The organism is Rossellomorea sp. GQ25 (genome assembly GCF_059758515.1).
The window spans coordinates 30,704-49,241 of sequence record NZ_JCAXEQ010000006.1 but is presented as its reverse complement, the minus strand read 5'-3'; the positions used below and the strand labels follow the sequence as shown (position 1 = coordinate 49,241).

General features: G+C 38.2%; 19 protein-coding genes. 7 read left to right on the top strand and 12 right to left on the bottom strand.

Going from position 1 to position 18,538, the window contains the following annotated elements; genetic code table 11:
• Positions 1-8 precede the first annotated feature (8 nt).
• The 4 genes from AC6CIB_RS17990 to yiaA all read right to left on the bottom strand — a co-directional run bounded on the left by AC6CIB_RS17990 (position 9) and on the right by yiaA (position 3,617).
• Positions 9-941, bottom strand: coding sequence for an FkbM family methyltransferase (locus AC6CIB_RS17990; RefSeq protein WP_498282974.1), 933 nt, complete (start codon positions 939-941; stop codon positions 9-11).
• Positions 942-1,215: 274 nt separating this feature from the next.
• Positions 1,216-2,742, bottom strand: coding sequence for a malate:quinone oxidoreductase (locus AC6CIB_RS17985; protein ID WP_498283495.1), 1,527 nt, complete (start codon positions 2,740-2,742; stop codon positions 1,216-1,218).
• Positions 2,743-2,986: 244 nt separating this feature from the next.
• A complete protein-coding gene (locus tag AC6CIB_RS17980; RefSeq protein WP_498283493.1) occupies positions 2,987-3,088 on the bottom strand; it encodes a BBE domain-containing protein in 102 nt (33 codons plus the stop codon).
• Between the two features lie 58 nt (positions 3,089-3,146).
• The gene (yiaA, locus tag AC6CIB_RS17975; RefSeq protein WP_498282972.1) at positions 3,147-3,617 is read right to left on the bottom strand and encodes an inner membrane protein YiaA; all 471 of its coding nucleotides are present in this window, start codon (positions 3,615-3,617) and stop codon (positions 3,147-3,149) included.
• A 383-nt stretch (positions 3,618-4,000) separates the two neighbouring features.
• On the opposite strand from yiaA, the gene AC6CIB_RS17970 reads away from it, so the two are divergent.
• Positions 4,001-4,999, top strand: coding sequence for a tRNA dihydrouridine synthase (locus tag AC6CIB_RS17970; protein ID WP_498282970.1), 999 nt, complete (start codon positions 4,001-4,003; stop codon positions 4,997-4,999).
• Between the two features lie 119 nt (positions 5,000-5,118).
• Here AC6CIB_RS17970 and AC6CIB_RS17965 read toward each other — a convergent pair whose 3' ends face one another.
• A complete protein-coding gene (locus AC6CIB_RS17965; protein WP_498283491.1) occupies positions 5,119-5,241 on the bottom strand; it encodes a hypothetical protein in 123 nt (40 codons plus the stop codon).
• Positions 5,242-5,991: 750 nt separating this feature from the next.
• Between AC6CIB_RS17965 and AC6CIB_RS17960 the strand changes: the two genes are divergently transcribed.
• The 6 genes from AC6CIB_RS17960 (at position 5,992) to AC6CIB_RS17935 (ending at position 12,978) form a co-directional block, all read left to right on the top strand.
• Positions 5,992-7,536: a peptidase G2 autoproteolytic cleavage domain-containing protein gene (locus AC6CIB_RS17960; protein ID WP_498282968.1), complete on the top strand. Its 1,545-nt coding sequence runs from the start codon at positions 5,992-5,994 to the stop codon at positions 7,534-7,536.
• A 409-nt stretch (positions 7,537-7,945) separates the two neighbouring features.
• On the top strand, positions 7,946-9,259 hold the full coding sequence (locus AC6CIB_RS17955; RefSeq protein WP_498282966.1) for a voltage-gated chloride channel family protein: 1,314 nt from the start codon (positions 7,946-7,948) through the stop codon (positions 9,257-9,259).
• A 22-nt stretch (positions 9,260-9,281) separates the two neighbouring features.
• On the top strand, positions 9,282-9,893 hold the full coding sequence (locus AC6CIB_RS17950; protein WP_498282964.1) for a DUF421 domain-containing protein: 612 nt from the start codon (positions 9,282-9,284) through the stop codon (positions 9,891-9,893).
• 382 nt (positions 9,894-10,275) lie between these two features.
• Positions 10,276-10,758, top strand: coding sequence for a hypothetical protein (locus AC6CIB_RS17945; protein ID WP_498282962.1), 483 nt, complete (start codon positions 10,276-10,278; stop codon positions 10,756-10,758).
• An 832-nt stretch (positions 10,759-11,590) separates the two neighbouring features.
• Positions 11,591-12,823 (top strand): tetratricopeptide repeat protein, encoded by a 1,233-nt coding sequence (locus AC6CIB_RS17940; RefSeq protein WP_498282960.1) that lies wholly within the window; start codon positions 11,591-11,593, stop codon positions 12,821-12,823.
• Between the two features lie 2 nt (positions 12,824-12,825).
• Positions 12,826-12,978, top strand: coding sequence for a hypothetical protein (locus tag AC6CIB_RS17935; protein ID WP_498282958.1), 153 nt, complete (start codon positions 12,826-12,828; stop codon positions 12,976-12,978).
• A 488-nt stretch (positions 12,979-13,466) separates the two neighbouring features.
• Here AC6CIB_RS17935 and AC6CIB_RS17930 read toward each other — a convergent pair whose 3' ends face one another.
• From AC6CIB_RS17930 to AC6CIB_RS17900, 7 genes are all read right to left on the bottom strand, one after another.
• Positions 13,467-13,778 carry a hypothetical protein gene (locus tag AC6CIB_RS17930; protein ID WP_498282956.1) on the bottom strand — a complete coding sequence of 104 codons (312 nt, stop codon included), beginning with the start codon at positions 13,776-13,778 and terminating at the stop codon, positions 13,467-13,469.
• Between the two features lie 15 nt (positions 13,779-13,793).
• The gene (locus tag AC6CIB_RS17925; RefSeq protein WP_498282954.1) at positions 13,794-14,357 is read right to left on the bottom strand and encodes a DUF2812 domain-containing protein; all 564 of its coding nucleotides are present in this window, start codon (positions 14,355-14,357) and stop codon (positions 13,794-13,796) included.
• Positions 14,358-14,371: 14 nt separating this feature from the next.
• Positions 14,372-14,680 carry a PadR family transcriptional regulator gene (locus AC6CIB_RS17920; RefSeq protein WP_498282952.1) on the bottom strand — a complete coding sequence of 103 codons (309 nt, stop codon included), beginning with the start codon at positions 14,678-14,680 and terminating at the stop codon, positions 14,372-14,374.
• A gap of 1,251 nt (positions 14,681-15,931) precedes the next feature.
• Complete coding sequence (locus tag AC6CIB_RS17915; RefSeq protein ID WP_498282950.1) at positions 15,932-16,570, bottom strand: DUF2599 domain-containing protein; 639 nt, start codon at positions 16,568-16,570, stop codon at positions 15,932-15,934.
• Positions 16,571-16,645: 75 nt separating this feature from the next.
• Complete coding sequence (locus tag AC6CIB_RS17910) at positions 16,646-17,239, bottom strand: DUF2599 domain-containing protein (RefSeq protein ID WP_498282948.1); 594 nt, start codon at positions 17,237-17,239, stop codon at positions 16,646-16,648.
• Between the two features lie 106 nt (positions 17,240-17,345).
• On the bottom strand, positions 17,346-17,771 hold the full coding sequence (locus AC6CIB_RS17905; protein WP_498282946.1) for a disulfide oxidoreductase: 426 nt from the start codon (positions 17,769-17,771) through the stop codon (positions 17,346-17,348).
• Entirely contained in the window at positions 17,768-18,322 is a 555-nt protein-coding gene (locus tag AC6CIB_RS17900; RefSeq protein WP_498282944.1) for a DsbA family protein, read from the bottom strand. The genes AC6CIB_RS17905 and AC6CIB_RS17900 overlap by 4 nt, the downstream gene beginning before the upstream one ends.
• Positions 18,323-18,538 lie beyond the last annotated feature (216 nt).

Genomic DNA, 18,538 nt, shown 5'->3' with positions numbered 1-18,538 from the left:
GTGGAGCTTTACACATTGTTTATATGCATTCGTTCGATAAAGGATTCATCACTCACCAATAAAAAATCCGTATGAATATAATCTGTTCCAAACAAATTTTTCAGGTCCATATGGTTGTAATGGACTGCCTTTACCAGGCTATGGTCTTCCTTATATACGTAGATCGTAAAGTACGTTTGTAGAAACAGGAGAAACTCATCTACACTGATACCCAGCTTTTCAAGGTACTCACTATTAAACTCAATGAATCCAAGGATTGACTTACTTGTTTTGAATAAGTTGGTCATCCCTTTTAAAACAAACGCTTCATATCCTTCAACGTCCACCTTAAAAAGGACTGTTTCATAGGTTTGATCATGACAGATGGTATCAATGGTGATGGACTGGACAGGTACCTTATCTATTAACTTATGAGAAGGTTCATAAGTGGCTGAAGAGGTTCCTGACCAATGCCTATCAACAAAGAAAACTTTTTGTTCATTGTCTCTATCCGAAGCGATTGCGTTGTAGATTGCTATTTGTGACCGGTTAGGATGGGCTTCTTTGGATTGTTCAATAAATGGTAATAAACGGCTGTTCGCCTCAACGCCTATTATCCTGGTCTCGGATGAATACTGAATAGAGAAGATACACTCCCCATAATTCACGCCTACATCTATGACCAGGTCGGGATTCATTTTCTTCACAGCCATGGACCAAAATCGAGCGAGCCTTTTTTGAGTCACCCCATTGCTGATCAGTAGTGCCCTTCCCCGATTTTCCCCAGAATCTATATAGAGAACAGTGGAACTGGGTAGTGTTAACGTTTTAGGCAGCTTTTTTCTATTCAACGTTTTGTACTTTACTAAAATTCCTACATCAATCATAAATTTCCAGGTCTTCGGATAGTTCTCCCACCCTCTCATAAGAAAAGGTTTGCGAATAGCTACATTCCACTTCATGTTTGACTCCCCTTTTAATAAACCTGTTTTAAAGGTATACATTCTTAGATGCCAATGGAAAATCCTTTATAATGGGGGTTTCTTCATGAAATCTTTACAAAAGAATGGAGAAGGCGCACTTTCTTAATTTACCGGCTTTTCTATCTACCAGTAACCTAGTGTAGATTTACCAAGATAGAATTCTGATAGATTACAATAAATAAACCCAAGCCGATATTGATAATAAGCTTGGGTTTATTTCGAACATATTTACCTGTTAAAGGTTTGCAGGGAATTAACTGTAAGCTAACTCTTTCTCGCTTAGACCAAGCGTCTCTGCTGTTGAAGAATGAATTTCTTTAAACAACTCTGGGTTCTCCACTAGTGACACCCCATATGAAGGAATCATTTCTTTCAGTTTCGATTCCCACTCATTCATATGCTGCGGGAAACATTTTTCGAATAACTCAAGCATAACGTGAACGGCAGTAGATGCTCCTGGGGAAGCACCAAGTAATGCAGCTACCGAACCATCAGCGGCACTAACCACTTCCGTACCGAATTGAAGTGTTCCTTTCCCGCCTGCCTCAGTATCTTTGATTACCTGCACACGTTGGCCGGCCACTACGATATCCCAATCCTCAAGTTTAGCATTAGGGATAAACTCCCGTAGTTCTTCTATGCGCTTTTCATTCGACAACAACACTTGCTGGATCAGGTATTTGGTCAATGACATCTCTTTGGCACCTGCCGCGAGCATCGTGAGGACGTTATTCGGTTTGACGGAACCGATTAAATCCAAATTTGATCCCGTTTTTAAGAACTTGGGCGAAAATCCGGCAAACGGTCCAAACAGTAACGATTTTTTGTTATCAATATATCGTGTATCAAGATGTGGAACGGACATTGGAGGAGCCCCCACCTTGGCTTTACCATATACTTTGGCATGATGCTGCGCTACTACTTCCGGATTGTTACATACCATAAACAGTCCACTTACCGGGAACCCTCCAATATGTTTCGATTCAGGAATACCGGTTTTTTGTAGTAAAGGAAGACTTCCGCCCCCACCGCCGATAAAGACAAATTTTGCGGTGTGGTGTTCGATTTTACCACTGTCGATATTATGCACCTTGACTTCCCACGATCCGTCACTGGTACGTTTAATATCCTTGACACTATGCTTGTAGTTTATCTCGACATTTTGCCTCTTTAAATGGTCAAACATCATTCGTGTTAATGCCCCGAAGTTGACGTCCGTCCCAGAGTCGATTTTGGTTGCCGCTATCGGTTCATTCGATGTACGGCCTTTCATGATGAGCGGCATCCACTCTTTCAGTTTTTCAGGGTCATCGGAAAATTCCATCCCTTGAAACAAGGGATTGCTTGACAGCGCTTCCAATCGTTTTTTCAAAAACGATACATTTTTTTCCCCTTGTACCATACTCATATGAGGGATAGGCATGATAAAGTCTGTCGGATCACCTATCAGATTACGGGTTACAAGATACGACCAAAACTGTCTTGAAAGCTGGAACTGTTCATTGATTTTAATTGCTTTACTTATATCTACCGATCCGTCAGATTTCTCGGACGTATAGTTAAGCTCGCACAATGCAGCATGCCCCGTACCCGCATTATTCCATTCGTTCGAGCTTTCTTCTCCTGCACTTGCGAGCTTCTCAAACACTTTGATTTCCCATTCAGGTGCTAACTCTTTCAGCAAAGATCCCAAAGTCGCGCTCATGACTCCGGCACCAATTAAAATAACGTCTGTTTTTTTCTGTATGCTGCTCATGATAACCTTCCTTACTCTTAATATTTTCAAAAAAGAGTAAGCGCTCCTGCTCGGGTCTCACTTAAAGCAAGGCGCCCCCCTGGAATTCACTTGTTCTGTTATAACCATACCATATTCTATTATAATGATTTAGGGATCAAAATATCTACCATTATCTGATAATTATATACTATTTAGAGCTCTTAAAAAAGTGCAAAGTCCACTTTCAAAGATCTGGAAACCTAGTAAACAAAAATATGGAAATAGGAATCTTCCCACGCCCATCAACTCAGCCCCTGGGGATATTAAACGGATCGTACTTTTTGTTCACTCGGTCCAATCTCTTTGCATTGCCTCCAAAGTACTCATGAGGGTGGGGAGGGGTGTGGATTTTGGGAAAAGCATCCTAACGACAAAGGGCTGTACTGTCATCAGTACCGCCCCCATTATTAATCTCTTTCTCTAGCCAACTGCGTATCTCGAATATTTTTCTGAATGGTGATTGCCGCAAATAGACTAAGAACAAATGACATACCATAAAATCCTTTTTCACTTAAGATGATACTACCGGCATTGTAAAGTCCGATCGCCATCAAGGAAATGGCTACAATCACTGCAAACCAACTTAGCCCGTAATAGATGCCCGAAACAGGGATATCCTCTTCCTTGTCCCTTACTGCTTTTTGCAGGGATACAGCTGAATACAATCCGAATACCAGTACAGCAAAGTAATACCCCTTCTCATTCAGTTCCATTCCCGCATTGAACAGGCCGATCAGATAAGCGGATACACCTATTACCAAAGCTGCCCAACTTGCCCCTTTGAAAGCAGAAGTCGGTTCCCCTTCTTTTCTTTCCGCCTTAATCTTTGGTTTCTTTTCATCGCTCTTCATTAACGGGTTTTCATTCAACTCAGACATTTACCGCTCCCCTTTACTTTCATTCAATATGCAGGAGTTACCCTGCTAACCTAAAAATCATTATAGCAATTTTTTACAGAATTTGTTTACTATTATTGAGTGAAATTTTCATTTTCAGGTATGATTTTTAAAGCAAAAAGAGCCAGTCCCCAATGTGCGTAGCGTTAGCTGACTGGCGGACCGACTCTTTTTTCGTCTATCTTTTATAGTTTTTCTTTTATTAATGAGGAAACAAGACGACTCGTCCCCTTGCACTTTTCGTATATTACTATTAAAGTATATACTGGTTGAAATCCAGCCTAACTGGGAATGGATAAAACTATAGCACTTTACTTTTTAATTTTGGGAACATGTTTTCCTTAAGGAAAGGGTTTAAATATATTATGAAAGATAATTTTTGGCATGAGTTGCCTCGGCCGTTTTTTGTTCTGGCACCGATGGAAGCCGTAACCGATATCGTTTTTCGCCATGTCGTGAGTGAAGCGGCGAGACCTGACGTGTTTTTTACAGAGTTTACGAATACGGAAAGCTACTGTCATCCGAAAGGAAAAGACAGCGTGCGTGGGCGTCTGACGTTCACGGAAGATGAACAGCCGATCGTCGCCCATATTTGGGGGGACAAGCCCGAATACTTCCGTGAAATGAGTATCGGTATGGCAAAAATGGGCTATCGCGGAGTTGATATTAATATGGGCTGCCCTGTGCACAATGTCGCAGCGAATGGGAAAGGATCCGGCCTGATCCGCCGTCCGGATGTCGCAGCGGAAATCATCGAGGCAGCCAAAGCGGGAGGACTTCCCGTCAGTGTGAAGACCCGTCTCGGTTATACCGAAGTGGAGGAATGGCGCGACTGGCTGAAGCACTTATTGGAACAGGATATTGTCAATCTTTCCATCCATCTCCGTACAAAAAAGGAAATGAGTGATGTCGATGCTCACTGGGAGCTGATTCCTGAGATCAAGAAACTTCGTGACAAAATCGCTCCTAATACGCTTCTGACCATCAACGGCGACATCCCTGACCGCCAGAAGGGACTTGAACTTGCGGAGAAATACGGCGTGGACGGCATTATGATCGGACGGGGGATCTTCCATAATCCGTTCGCTTTCGAAAAAGAGAGGAAAGAGCATACCAGCCAGGAACTGCTCGACCTTTTAAAACTCCAGCTCGATCTTCATGATAAATACTCCGAAGAACTCGAGCCGCGGCCCTTCAAACCACTCCGCCGCTTCTTTAAGATTTACGTACGCGGGTTCCGGGGAGCGAGTGAGCTGAGAAATCGTCTGATGGACACAGAATCCACCGGTGAAGTACGTGCTCTGCTAGATGAATTTATAGAGAAAGATGGATTGAAAGAAGAGGGAGGCTTTTCTGTGTCTTAGTAAAGCTCATCTCTTTTGAAAAAAGGGGGCAGATCTCCAGTGAGCATTAACTTACCGGCGGTCTGACCCCTTTTTCCCTTATTTAAACTTTTATTGCCTTTTTACAATTTAACTGATTCCTAAACCACTCTATGTTCCTTTTTGCTATCAGAACTTTTGGATGACCATATTAATATTGCGATACCTAGCATTAAGAGGAAAATTCCTAACCAAGAAGTTAAGCTTAAGTATTCGCCTAATATGAAAACTCCTAATAATGCTGCCGTTAATGGTTCTAAACAAAGATGTAATAAAGAATTGGAAAAATAAGGGCGAGGATTGATTTATATCTCGTTTAATATATCTTTTTGATAACAACTTCAACCCTCTGTTTTACCACTATTTGTGGTACGGTTCACCGTGAATATTCTAAATGAGGTTAATAATCTTTGAGTTTCAATTATAGGGGATCATATATTCTTTATTTCTACTTCACTATTATTTCCTATAATTAATCAATATGCCAGATTTGGACATAAAATCTACTCCAAGGATACCTTTAAATCCATGAGTTTCCTTTGTTATTCCTAACTAAACCAACCTAAAATGACCTTATATGAAGTTCACCTTCATCTATCCCCATCAGAGTCTTCTCTATGATTACAACCAACATCTTCCTATTTCATAATAATAACAATAGTGGACATTCTATTCCAATTAGAAAATTTGTCCAAACCAATGTTTACCTTGACCATAACATAAAAATAAGAGTGAACTTACTATCTTTCAGAAAAAAATCTATGAACGGATGGTTATCATCATCTTAATATTACGTTTCTCATTACTCCATTCTGCCTGGATTAGCACTCCCCGGATATTTACTAGCTAGATCGTGATGAGTAACATCTTACATCATCTACAACTATTATCTTTTTTCATTAGATTTGTTTTGTTTTGAATGATAGGCCTCTTAACGAGTTTTTAATCAATTTTATAAAAGGAGAGGAATAACCATGTCCAATGGATGTAATCAAAATCCTATAGGAACTTGTTCGGAAGCAGAAGGAATTGGCACAGTCGCCAATGGGTCAGCCTCACATGCGGAAGGAATCAATACAAGAGCTGTGGGAAATGCTTCCCATACAGAAGGTTATATTACCGAAGCGACGGCTGATATAGCACACGCCGAGGGTGCCTCTACCACAGCCAATGGAGTGGCTTCCCATGCAGAAGGATACGCCACAACGGCCGGTGGAGCACATTCTCACGCTGAGGGAAACCATACAATGGCTAGTGCTCAGGACTCTCACAGCGAGGGGCGGTTTACAACAGCTATAAATTTAGCTGCCCATGCAGAAGGAAACTTGACTACAGCCTCAGGCATTGCGTCTCATGCCGAGGGAGAAAATACGGTTGCTAGCGGGCTCGTTTCTCATGCAGAAGGACAAGGTACGATGGCTCAAGGAGAATCTTCCCATGCAGAAGGCGACCAGACGGAAGCAAACGGAAGAGCTTCTCACGCTGAAGGGAACTTGACAGTGGCTAGCGGCATTTTTGCCCATGCGGAGGGGCAGCGCACCGTGGCTTCTGGCGATCTTTCCCATGCTGAAGGAAATCAGACACAGGCAATCGGCCAAAGCTCTCATGCAGAAGGCGCTCTTTCCATTGCGAGCGGTTTCACTTCGCACGCGGAGGGAGTGAACACAATTGCCTCCGGATTATTCTCCCATACGGAGGGGCAATCGACGGATGCGGATTTTTTGGAGGGCGTTCATATCATGGGACAATTCGGCGCGGCAAACGAGCTTCCTTATTCGTGGTACTTGGCTAATGGTACAGATGCTTCGAATCCAGGTTTGGCAGCTAAAATATTAAGCGACGGTAACGTCAAAATTGATGGCGCCGTCACCACCCCGGCAGCAGACTATGCGGAAATGTTTGAAACGATGGATGGAAATCCGATTGATTTCGGCTACTTCGTTACATTGGAAGAGGATAAAGTGCGTATAGCGAATAGTCAAGACGATTATATGCTGGGAATCACAAGCGCAAAGCCGGCTTTCTTGGCCAATAGCGGAGAGCTACGATGGAAGCATAAGTTTGTGACTACTGAATGGGGTGAAATTTTGTACGAAGATGTCTCACTCCCAGCAGTATTTGACTCTGGCGGTAATGTCATCGTGCCGCAACGGAGAGAACGGAGGCCGATATTGAACCCTAATTGGGAATCGACTAAGGAATATATTCCACGCTCCAAAAGACCGGAATGGGTGGCGGTTGGTCTAATGGGGCAACTTCTAGTTCGGGATGATGGCACATGCAAACCGAATCATTATTGCAAACCAAACAATGAAGGGATTGCAACAGCCTCAGACCAAGGTTATAGAGTCACAAAACGTATAAGTCAAAATCAAGTCTTGGTAGTTGTTCCTCAGCATTATAGTAATCCTAATAAGCAGACTGTTGATCAACTGGTAAAACTAGCAAAATTAAAAGAACAGGGCTACCTTACTGAAAAAGAATTTCAGATTGAAAAGAACAAGCTATTAAACTCATAAGAATTTTGTTTCTTCGTACAAGGATAACTATCTAGAATGGAGAGAAGGGGCTGGTTTATTTAGCACAACTTATTAAAAATTCTTCTATGAATTGAATTTTCATTGAGGATACCGTACTAATGAAGTACGGTATCCTTATTTTTATAAAAGTCTATATAATAACTCCTTATCTAGGACAAGTTCAACCTTTTGTTTTACCACATTTGTGGTACGGTTCTTCGTGATAAATCTAAATGAGCGATTTTTAAATAAGTGCGTAAAAACACATTTCTTTAATCTGAATTTGTGAATATGACCCCTCTTGCTTCATTCAATAATTAGTTATTACATACTTATTTTAATAATTTTAATACAATGGGCAAAAATAGAATCGATATTTCCACTAGATTTGAAATGAGGTGAATGGTTGATGCTTCTGAATAATAAAAACTTTTTTTCAATTCTTGGTCAATGGGTTCTCTTTGGAAGCATAATTGGAATAGTTGTTGGTTCGACAACCTATTTCCTTTTAGAAACTAACGATTATCTCGGAGATGATATCCGTTTAAAACGAGATTGGCTCATCTTCCTTCTCCCCATAGGAGGAATCCTTATAGGATACATATATATGAACTACGGAAAGGTATTTTTGAATAATACTTTGAATGATACTGCTGAATTAAATAATCTCGTAATAGACTCAGTCCATGGAAAAAAACAGGTGCCGCGGAGAATGGGACCTATCGTCTATTTCGCAACTTTTGTCACAGTCCTTTTTGGAGGTTCAACAGGAAGAGAAGGTGCCGCTGTCCAAATGGGAGGAAGTGTAGCTGCAACTGTCAACAAATTTTTTAAGGTGAACCGATTCGACAAGAAAATTTTAATTATGAGTGGTATAAGTGCTGGGTTCGGGGCTGCCTTTGGAGCACCCATAACTGGTGCTGTTTTTGGCATGGAAATGGCTGTTTTAGGAAAGCTGAAATTTGAAGCACTTGTTCCTTGTCTTACGGCCAGCTTCGTTGGCCACTATGTAACTACAGCTGCCTGGGGACATAAACACGAAGAATTCATTATACAAACCGTACCGGAAATATCATCTATTACGTTTATAAAAGTTATTCTTTTAGCAGTCATTTTTAGCATGATGAGTGTTTTATACTGTCAGTTGAGGCACGGAATACAAAATTTCTCTGAAAAGCTTTTTAAGAAAAACCATATGAAGAGAGCCTTTTTTGGAGGAATTGTCATTGTGGCATTAACTTTAATTGTTGGTTCACAAGACTACAATGGCCGGGGATTACAAATGCTGCACCAATCTTTTTCAGAAGAGGTGCCGCCTTTTGCTTTCCTGGGCAAGCTGGTATTTACTGCGGTAACCTTAGGCAGCGGCTTTGTCGGCGGGGAAGCCATTCCTTTATTTTTTATCGGGGCAACATTAGGTAATGCCTTACACACGTTCATTGACTTACCTATGTCATTTCTTGCCGCTTTAGGATTAATCGCGGTTTTTTGCGGGGGTGCCAATACCCCTATAGCCGCTTTCCTGCTGGCAATGGAAATGTTTAACGGAAAAGGATTAGAGTACTTTTGGGTTGCATGTTTAGTCAGCTATTTATTTTCAGGACATCATGGACTATGGCCTTCTCAAAAAATATATGACCCTAAGAGCAGGTTATATAATCTTCCCCCTGGAGAAACCATAGAAAATGTAGAAAAAAAGAAAAAAAGCACTAAACAAAATTGATTATTCAGAAAGGGGGGTTCTTATGGATTTTCACTTCATATGGAAAGCAATTGTCGTTGTCATTGGAGGAGTCCTTATTTTACGGTTAGCTGGAAGAAAGTCAATCTCACAGCTTACGGTTGCTCAGACTGTCATGATGATAGCGGTCGGATCATTGATTATTCAACCTGTGGGTGACAGAAACATCTGGATCACAATGGTGATTACCTTTTTAATGGTACTTACGCTTATTTCTATTGAGTATGTGGTTTTGAGGTCGAATGCTCTAGAAACTTTTATATATGGAAAATCACTTTTAGTAGTCGAAAACGGGCAAGTTAATGAAAGCAATTTAAAAAAGCTGAGGTTAACTGTTGATATGCTTGAAGTACGAATGAGACAACAAAACATTCAGCATTTTACTGATTTACAATGGGCAACAATAGAATCAAACGGGCAGTTAGGTTATATGCTGAAATCTGATAAGCAATATGCTACGAAAGAGGATATCCAAATGTTGAAAGCATTGATTGAATCAAATCAATCTAATCCCCCAATTGATACATCAAAAACACAACCAAGTGCCTCAGATAACCTATTTACCGAGGTTAAAAATAGGAAGCATAAAGAAAAACCTAAAGAGAATTTGGATTAAGAGTAAATGCTCAATGGTACCCAATTAAGGCGACATAATTTTTAAAGTTGTGGATCAGGGATATTTCAGAGTGTTGTTCGACTATGAGTTTCCTTTTGGTGACAAACAGGAAAACAGAATATTGTCTTCCTGTTATGTCAATTGTCTACCCATTAAAAAAATAAAGTATATATCAGCATTTAAATAGAAAGCACCAAGCTTAAATGGTATATAAAGAATGAGATAAAATCCTAAATCGTAGCCAACCGCAAACATTATTCCCAATTGGAATGTTATTCTGCTTAACCAAGTCGGTGTTTCAGTTACTTTTATCGGATAAATCGAATAAATATATTAACCGTGAGTAACACTATACATAAAAATGATGTGGGGTATTAATGACATGAAACAGATTATTCTCTGGTCACTCTTGGTATTGCCTTGGGCGTCCTTGTTTTTTTTGAAAATGGATACTGTACGCAGGTACATGCCGGTCGCTCTATTTATGACCGTTATTCATACCTTGGCATATCAAGCGGCTTACCATTACGGATGGTGGAAAGAGACAGGTTCCAGTCTGTTCGGGTGGGATAAAGTCGTCCCGGTTCCTTGGGTGTATGGAGCATATTTAGTTATAGTTATCTGGATATTCCGCTTTACTTTCGGGAAATTTTGGATGTATTTGACTGTCAATATACTTTTGGACGGGTTATTTATGTACATCGTTTACCCGGTATGGCAACGGATGGGGCTTGTTTCGAGTGAATCGACTTTGTCTACAATAGCTATTGTTGCTATGATGGTCGGTTTTGCGTTTATCATCTATCTGTATCAACTGTGGCAGGACGAAGTGTTCAAACAACCCAAAGCGAAACGAAACTCATAAATGACCAAGAACTGACTTGACGTCCCCTTCATTGGAGAAGGAAAGCGAAGTAACCGAAAACATGGAGATTTCCGAGTCGAAGACTTGTCCACGTTGACTCCACAACAGCGATAACATTGCTCCACAGATTGTACGAAGCAGTAGATTCCGCATATTCTTCATTGGTTTGGCCTGCACCTTGCTAGGCCTTTTTTTGCGATGATGGCCGCAGCTGTTATAATCATTGCATTTCCACAAGGATTCTCCTCTGAATCAAATGATACTCCTTGCTTATGACTCTATTTATGATAAGGTTCACCGTGACGATTTAAGAGGCAAAAAAGGCATTAGTAAATGTGCCAATGGCTTTTTTATAATCTTTTATTCAAATTTAATATATATAACATCTCCATTTATTCTAAAAAGATTTTTATTTAATCTTAATTAGGAGAATAAAAAGGTATAAATCCAGTTTTATTATTTTCTATAATTAAATTTTCAGAATGATCAACTTTTAGTCCTAAATCTTTATATTCATCGTCATCAAATATTAATATCTGTAAATTTTCTTTTCCAAGCATATCATAAGCCGTAATTAAAGCCGATATAGTTCATTTTTCGCATGATTTCAATTATCAATTTCATCTAATTAATCCTAAACAGTATGTCTTCAAGTAGTCTATCACCTTGATATTGCAATTATATCTTAACATCTGACTTACTATTTTTATTTAGTAATAAGATTTTTTCGATGCTACTCTCAAGACAATTTTTAATTACATTTTTACACAAAATATTACAAAATCTGATAATATATAGGTAAAAGGAGGTGTGTGTAATACAGGAATTCACTTTGGGAAGTCGAATTAAATTTGAGAGAAAGAAACAAGAGATCCCACAATCCGCTTTGGCCTACGGGGTATGTTCTATATCTTATCTTAGTAAAATCGAAAACGATAAACTAAATCCGAATCCTGAAATCGTTTCTCTTATTTGCGATAAGCTAAATATACAGAACATCGAATCGGTTGATCCTACAAAGCTAATTCCAAGGTTTAGGGATGATATCGAAAGGTTATATACTGCAATTAAATATTCTGGGGAAGAAGAAGCCGTCTCCTTATTCAACAGTATTGAGAGAAACTATAAATCTCTCACTCTCCCTTCGTTCTATCTTGTGAAGAAACTATTTTCATTAAGAATCGAGTTGCTAAGAGGTCGAGTTGAAAGGTCTGAACAAACCTATTTAGAAATCCTCACTTTAACTGATTATCTCGAGCCATTTTCATCTGACTTTTATCATCGGTTCTGTGGATTATATAATTATATGTTCGGAGATCTAGAACTTTCTCTCAAGCACTATAAAGAAGCAGAACTCTCAACGGAGAGGCAGGACATCGAAGAGATATATTACCAGATGGGCCTTGTATATACTAAACTTGAAAACATATCTATATCAACCTACTACACAACCATGGCTCTCTCACGATATGAGAGTAAGTTAAATTATAGATTATGTAAAAATTGCAATCTTCTCCTGGCGGTAAACTATCGCAAAATGGGTGAAAATGATAAAGCTTTAGCTATGTACCAGGCCATCTTATATGGATTAGACAATAATTTAGATAAAAAATTAAAAGCAAAAGTATATCACAATATGGGTCTCATACATAACCAAATGGAGAACTATATAGAAGCAGTTAAATATTACAAAAAATCTATTTCTTATAAAGGGGAAAACGGTGACCTAAGTAATACCTTGTACCTTTTAGCAAAAACCCATTTACATTTAAATGAACATAGAGAGGCTCAGGAAATCGCGTCAGAGGTAAATAGATATTCTACAGGTAAAAAAAACACTGACTATCTTATAAAATTTCAAGTTCTTCAATTCTTTATAGATAAAACAGAGAGGTCCGCCACGTTTGAAGAATACATGTATTCAACCGCTTTACCCCACTTTAAAGCAAAAAAAGATCGCGCCACTATAGTCGAGTTTACTCAATTACTAGCGGAGTACTATGAAAAAAAACATAAATACAAAAAAGCTTATTTTTTACTTAAAAGCTTAACAAAGGAGAAATAAAGATGAAACTTAAATTCAAATACTTATTTATGACTGCAGCATTACTTCTGGTTGGAACTTCTGTTGGTACCTCTACATACGCGGACGATGAACTGCCGGATCCTCAAGGGGGCGATATTAATATAACGACGGCCAACACATCCCCTTCAAAGTAACCTGTTGTGTAAATGGCTATGTTAAGAAATGTATTAAGCAACCTCCCCTATGTCATATTAATCAGGAGGTTGCTTTTTGTTTTGGATTCCCAATAATTAAACCCCTTTGACGTTTAGGGGTAAGCCGAACCGTTGTGAGGGAGAAAAAGCATATTTGCAGTTGATTTTTCAAATCCCAATAATTGAATAAGGAAAAGCTGAAGACCAGTTGCCCAATCTCCATTATCACCGTGCTTTTTACCGAAATGCCGAGAAGCTTTTATTACACATTTTTCATTGGTAAACGCAGCTGTTTGAACTGCTTATAGAGTATAGTATCCTCTTTTCAGTAAGCCACTTGTTTAGTCTGAGCCTATGTGGTTGTTTTTAGTCGAATGCTATGAGGTGTACGCAGGTTGAACTGCGTTGTATTTCATTTTAGTATTGTTTTGAGCTGGAAGCCCTAATACAATGATAATGCTTTTCCTGTTTCATCTATGAGTAGTTTTTCATCCACTTTTTTTGTTATATACAATTGCAGTAATTACATTAAGTACAATAGTTACTACAGCTAGTAGGAATGAAAGACGAACCACACCTTTAGAAGTGTCCATAAGCGCCGACCAATCCTCTATCCTGACTAAGTAATCGTTGTATAAAATTTGAAAACATAGTGAGATTACACAGGCAGTAATACTTGCTATCGAAAATAAAACCCAAGTTGTGTTATTATCCTTATTATGCTTTGCCAGACTTGCAATAGGTAATATCCATGCAATCAAACCCAGCACAAGGCTTCCGATATTTAACCAACCATACATAATCATGTCTCCTTTCTAATTCATATTTTCTTCGATTATTTTCTTGAGTTTGAAAAATCCTGATAAATATTTCATTGAGTAAAGAGTCAGTATTAATCCGCCAAGCCATATCAACGATACAATGAAAATGATGCCTAATGGGAAGAATCTATATTGAAACATATTTAATGCTATTGCACACGAAATGAAAACCGAGATGACCGATAGTGGGATAAGTTGAACCAGCTTGCGCTTGATAATCTTTCTGCACATGACGATTTTCGTTTCACGATCACTGAATATTTTCTCTTCGCTACAATGTAAAGCAGGTTTTGAAAAATAAAATCTGCCGTCTTTTTCAGTGATGAATTCCCATCCAAAATCAGTAAATAATTGTACATATTCACTTTTACGCTGCTCTTTCGGATTAAAGTCTATCTGATAGATAACAGTTTCTTTATCGCACTTTTCAAATAAATATCTCTTATATCTTATATCAGCCAATTTCCATCCTGCGTTGTGTTGAGAGGATAAAAATTCTTGCTCCTCCTCAAAATCGGATATATAAAAACTCCTTCTGATTGTTTTCTTTTTAAGCATTATTGCATCCCTCCCTATGTTCTTGAGTTTTTATATAATCTTTCAATACGCAGGATTTCAATGTCTAATATTTCACGTCCTAAGTCAGTAATTTTATAAAACTTTCGATTGCTCTCTGTTTTCACAAGAACAATTAGCCCATCTTTCTCCATTTTGGACAAACTGGTATAAACCGTCCCTGCTCCTAAAGCTATTTCACCCTTTGTAAGGGCTTTTACATACTGCATGATACTATAACCATGCATTTCATTTTGTAAAGCAAACAGGATATAAAAGCTAGTTTCCGTCATTGGCATATAAAATCTACGTATTCTTTTGTCCAATCAAACACCACCTTTTACATAGCGTACTATGATATAAATCATTATAGCGAAGTATGATATATTTGTCAAAACCTGATTTTAGCCTTGTTCTTTAGAGGATGCCGAGAGTGCGAGTTGAGTTTCCCCGCAAAACTTCCGATAAACGCCGCGACAATGAAACCCAAATTTATTGTATAAACAGGTCTTTGATATTTGAATAACGGATTAATCACTGAAAGCCGTGAAATACGCTTATTTATTGCTATTAATTCTGACGCTGTATCTGTGAATGTTTTCTCTTGTCAATCTACAAGTGTCGCTTCTATTTGCAGCAAGCGCACCTGAACTATAAATTGTAATAATGGGTACATGTTTGGCCATTGTAGGAACAGCAAAAAAGTACCTCTGCTAAGTTGATGCTGCGAATAACTAAGCTCTTTTTTAGCTGGAGATCTCTTAGTACGTCTTTAAAAGGCTTGCTTATTAACAACTTCAACTCGAAGCGATCATAAGATTTGGGATGATATTGCAACTACAGTTAGCGAATACAGTAATACATTTCATATAGTGATGAGGCGTAATAAATAAAAAAATCCACTGAATGGGAGGATGCACGACTTGTGGTACTTTCAGGTATCCCTCCGACACCAAAGCGTAAATACCAAAGAGCACATTTCCCAATATTGCTTCCTGAATGATAAAAATTAGGAAGTCGCATTTTCAGTTTTAAAACATGATGATATAGCAATTAACTAAAGTTTCACTCTAATATGTTGGGCAATTATTACATTTCACACTAAAAAGGAGTAGTTTTTTTAATAAAATAAGTAGACGAGTAATAGGACTTTTTAATTATTTTATCAGTCTATGGTCTAGTTTCTAATCGAAGCGAGCTTCTACCATTTTTACAGTTGTTTTACGGACTGCTTATGTTAGTTAGCTCTATGTATTGAATCTTTTAAGATAAAAAAAGAACCTGAGAGATCGTATTTATGGGCTGTTCTATTATATCTTTTGTCACATTTATCAATAGCTCAGTATTCAGTTAGAGGGGGCGCTAATTGAAGAGTGATTGGCATTACCAAAAAAGTGTTCCTATAAAAAGGAACACTTTTTTGATAGCTTTGTATAACGCATCTGCCGAATGTGCATACTAGAACCAAAGTTTACTTGGTTGGCAACTTGTAGGAGATGATAGCATGATGAAAGACATCTTTCTTAGGTGAAAAATTGTTTTTTATCAAAAGGCATTCAATAAATTTGATTATTTAATTACTCCGGATTGCAACGTGACGTAAACATTTTCGTGCCAGAAACAATCGGTCTACCCACCTCTAAATCCCAGCTTCCTGCTACTGCACCAAAAACATCATAATCCCAATGGCATTTATATTGGTTCCATAAACTTCCGTTGTCATTGCGGATACCATAATAATTTCTTCCTAATTCATCCCAAGCAGCCTCCATTGTTGGCCCCCAAAGTCTGACGGACCACTTCGGATACATTGAATATGTCCAATAATCACCACGGTAATGATACCATACGTCAGTAAAGTATTCGTCAAGATTTCCACTAAGACTTGCGATTTGTACCATAGAGTTATCGCTAAGACTTGCACTTTTATCCATAAAGTCATCGCTTAAAAGACGTTTAACTACATCATTTTGCTCTTCTTCTGGAAAAGTTTCTAAATAAGCTTCCAGTCTATCTCCAACTTCATCAATCCAATCACGGTTATCTTCTTCGTATTGAGTTCTTTCCTCTGAGGGTACAGCGTCAATTGTTGCGATTGCGTTCCTTAAGTACTCAAATTCATTCTTTTCACTTGCTGCGGAAGCGGGAGTGAAATTGCCCAACACCATCAGTGTAGTTAATGCGATGAAAACCATTTTTTTAAATTTATTTTTCATATAGTTTTTCCTCTCATTCCTAAAAAGTAGTTTGTAGTTTCAAATCAATTTTATAATAATTGTTTAAATGCTTTATTATTCTGGATTACAGAAAGCAGCAATTGTCTTAACTAAACCTACATCTGGTCGCCCTTGTTCAATATCCCAATCTGATTCAACGAACGCTTCAAAATGGCACCAATATTGATCTTTCAAACTACTTGTATTAATGTTTGAATAATAGTTTGTCAGTTCAGTCCATCCAGCACTAGCATAAGACCTCAACCATCTAGTAGATGTCTTAGGCCACATGCTATAAGTCCATCTTCCATCTCTTAAGTGGAAATAATGATCATTGAAATAATTTGAAGTGACAGCCATTGTACTAAATTGATTCTCTCCATCACGTAATTTTAGCAATTCGGCTTCTTTTTCATCTTCAGGAATACTAGCCAAATGATCATCAAGTCTGTCGTTTACGTCAGCAATCCACTTTTTGTTTTCCTCGTAAAATTCTTCTAGTTCATCAGAATTTACACTTTCAATTTTCGCAATATCTTTTTTTAACTTTTCAACTTTCTCAACTTTCGCTTTCTCTTTTTTCAGTTGATTAACATCTAAATTTCCTTTAGTGTTCTCAGCAGCGAAAGCAGCAGTAGAGCTAAGACTCATAATAGCTACAAGAAACAAGACAATTATCTTTTTTATTTTAAATTTCCCCTCTAAATTTTTAGTTATGTATCGGATGGCATATTTCTAATTACCTACATTTTTCTCACCCCCTTCAATAACCGATTTACCTAAGCAGTTTGCTTGATAGAAGAATTGCTATTGTCACAAAAGCAATCATCGCTAAAAACGGTATCGTAATAAAACCCCATACGTTTATATATTCCATATTGCAAGGAACCCCATATTTGCAAGACTCTACCTTCATCAATCCTGGAACCTTCTGATGGAGATAATGATAGAATGATAGGAGACTCCCTATTATAGTCATAGGCAAAACATATCTTTTAACCGCAGAATCTTTAAAAAATGTACCAATACCTAGAATAACTATTAATGGGTACATGAGAATACGTTGGTACCAACACAAATCACATGGGATAAATCCTCTAATTTCACTAAAATAGAGACTTCCAAGGGTTCCGGCTATGGATACCATCCATGCAAGGTAGAGCAACCAATTCGACGATGATTTATTCTCTATTTCTTTCATGTCCCTTCTCTGTTCCCATTGATCGCTTTTTCAATCTCTTCATAGTCAAATGGGTTTTCTAACAGTGTTCCATTAATCGTTAGAGATGGTGTTGGAGATACTCCATGCTCTTTAATTAGCTTCTTATCCAACTCCAACTCTCTTGCGAATTCCGGGCTTTTTATATCTTCATTTAGATCCTCTATTGCAATGCTTGTGTGTTTTTTTATAAGTTCTTCTATTCCTTCTTGGTCTATTTCTCTTTCTTTTTTAATTTGACGGAACAAGTTGTCATGAAACTCCCAATAGGAGTTGGGATCTCTCTTGTGTACTACCTCAGCAGCTAAAGAAGCTAGTTCCGAGTCATCATGATAGAGCACATTTACGAAAGAAAATTTTGCTTTCCCAGATTTTATATAATCTTCTTTAATTATTGGAAAGACCGTTTCATTCCACGTCTGACAAGCCGGGCAAATAAAATCTCCAAACTCTACTATCTGAACACTTACCTCCTCATCTCCAAGAGTAGGCTGCTCTTTAATTGAGTTTTCATTGATTTCTACCTCTACCACATCTGTACTATCCTTATCTTCATTCGTGTTTGCTGTACTCGGTGTACTTTTAAAGTTGAAAATAACAATGCCACAAAGGACAATTAAAAATGTTGTAATGATAACTATAAATTTATTCCCTTTAATAATTATTCCCCCTATATGAACAGAACCGAGTAGAGTTTATGTTCAATTGTTTATGATTTCAGTATTTCTTATACATTTAAACTAACAAGT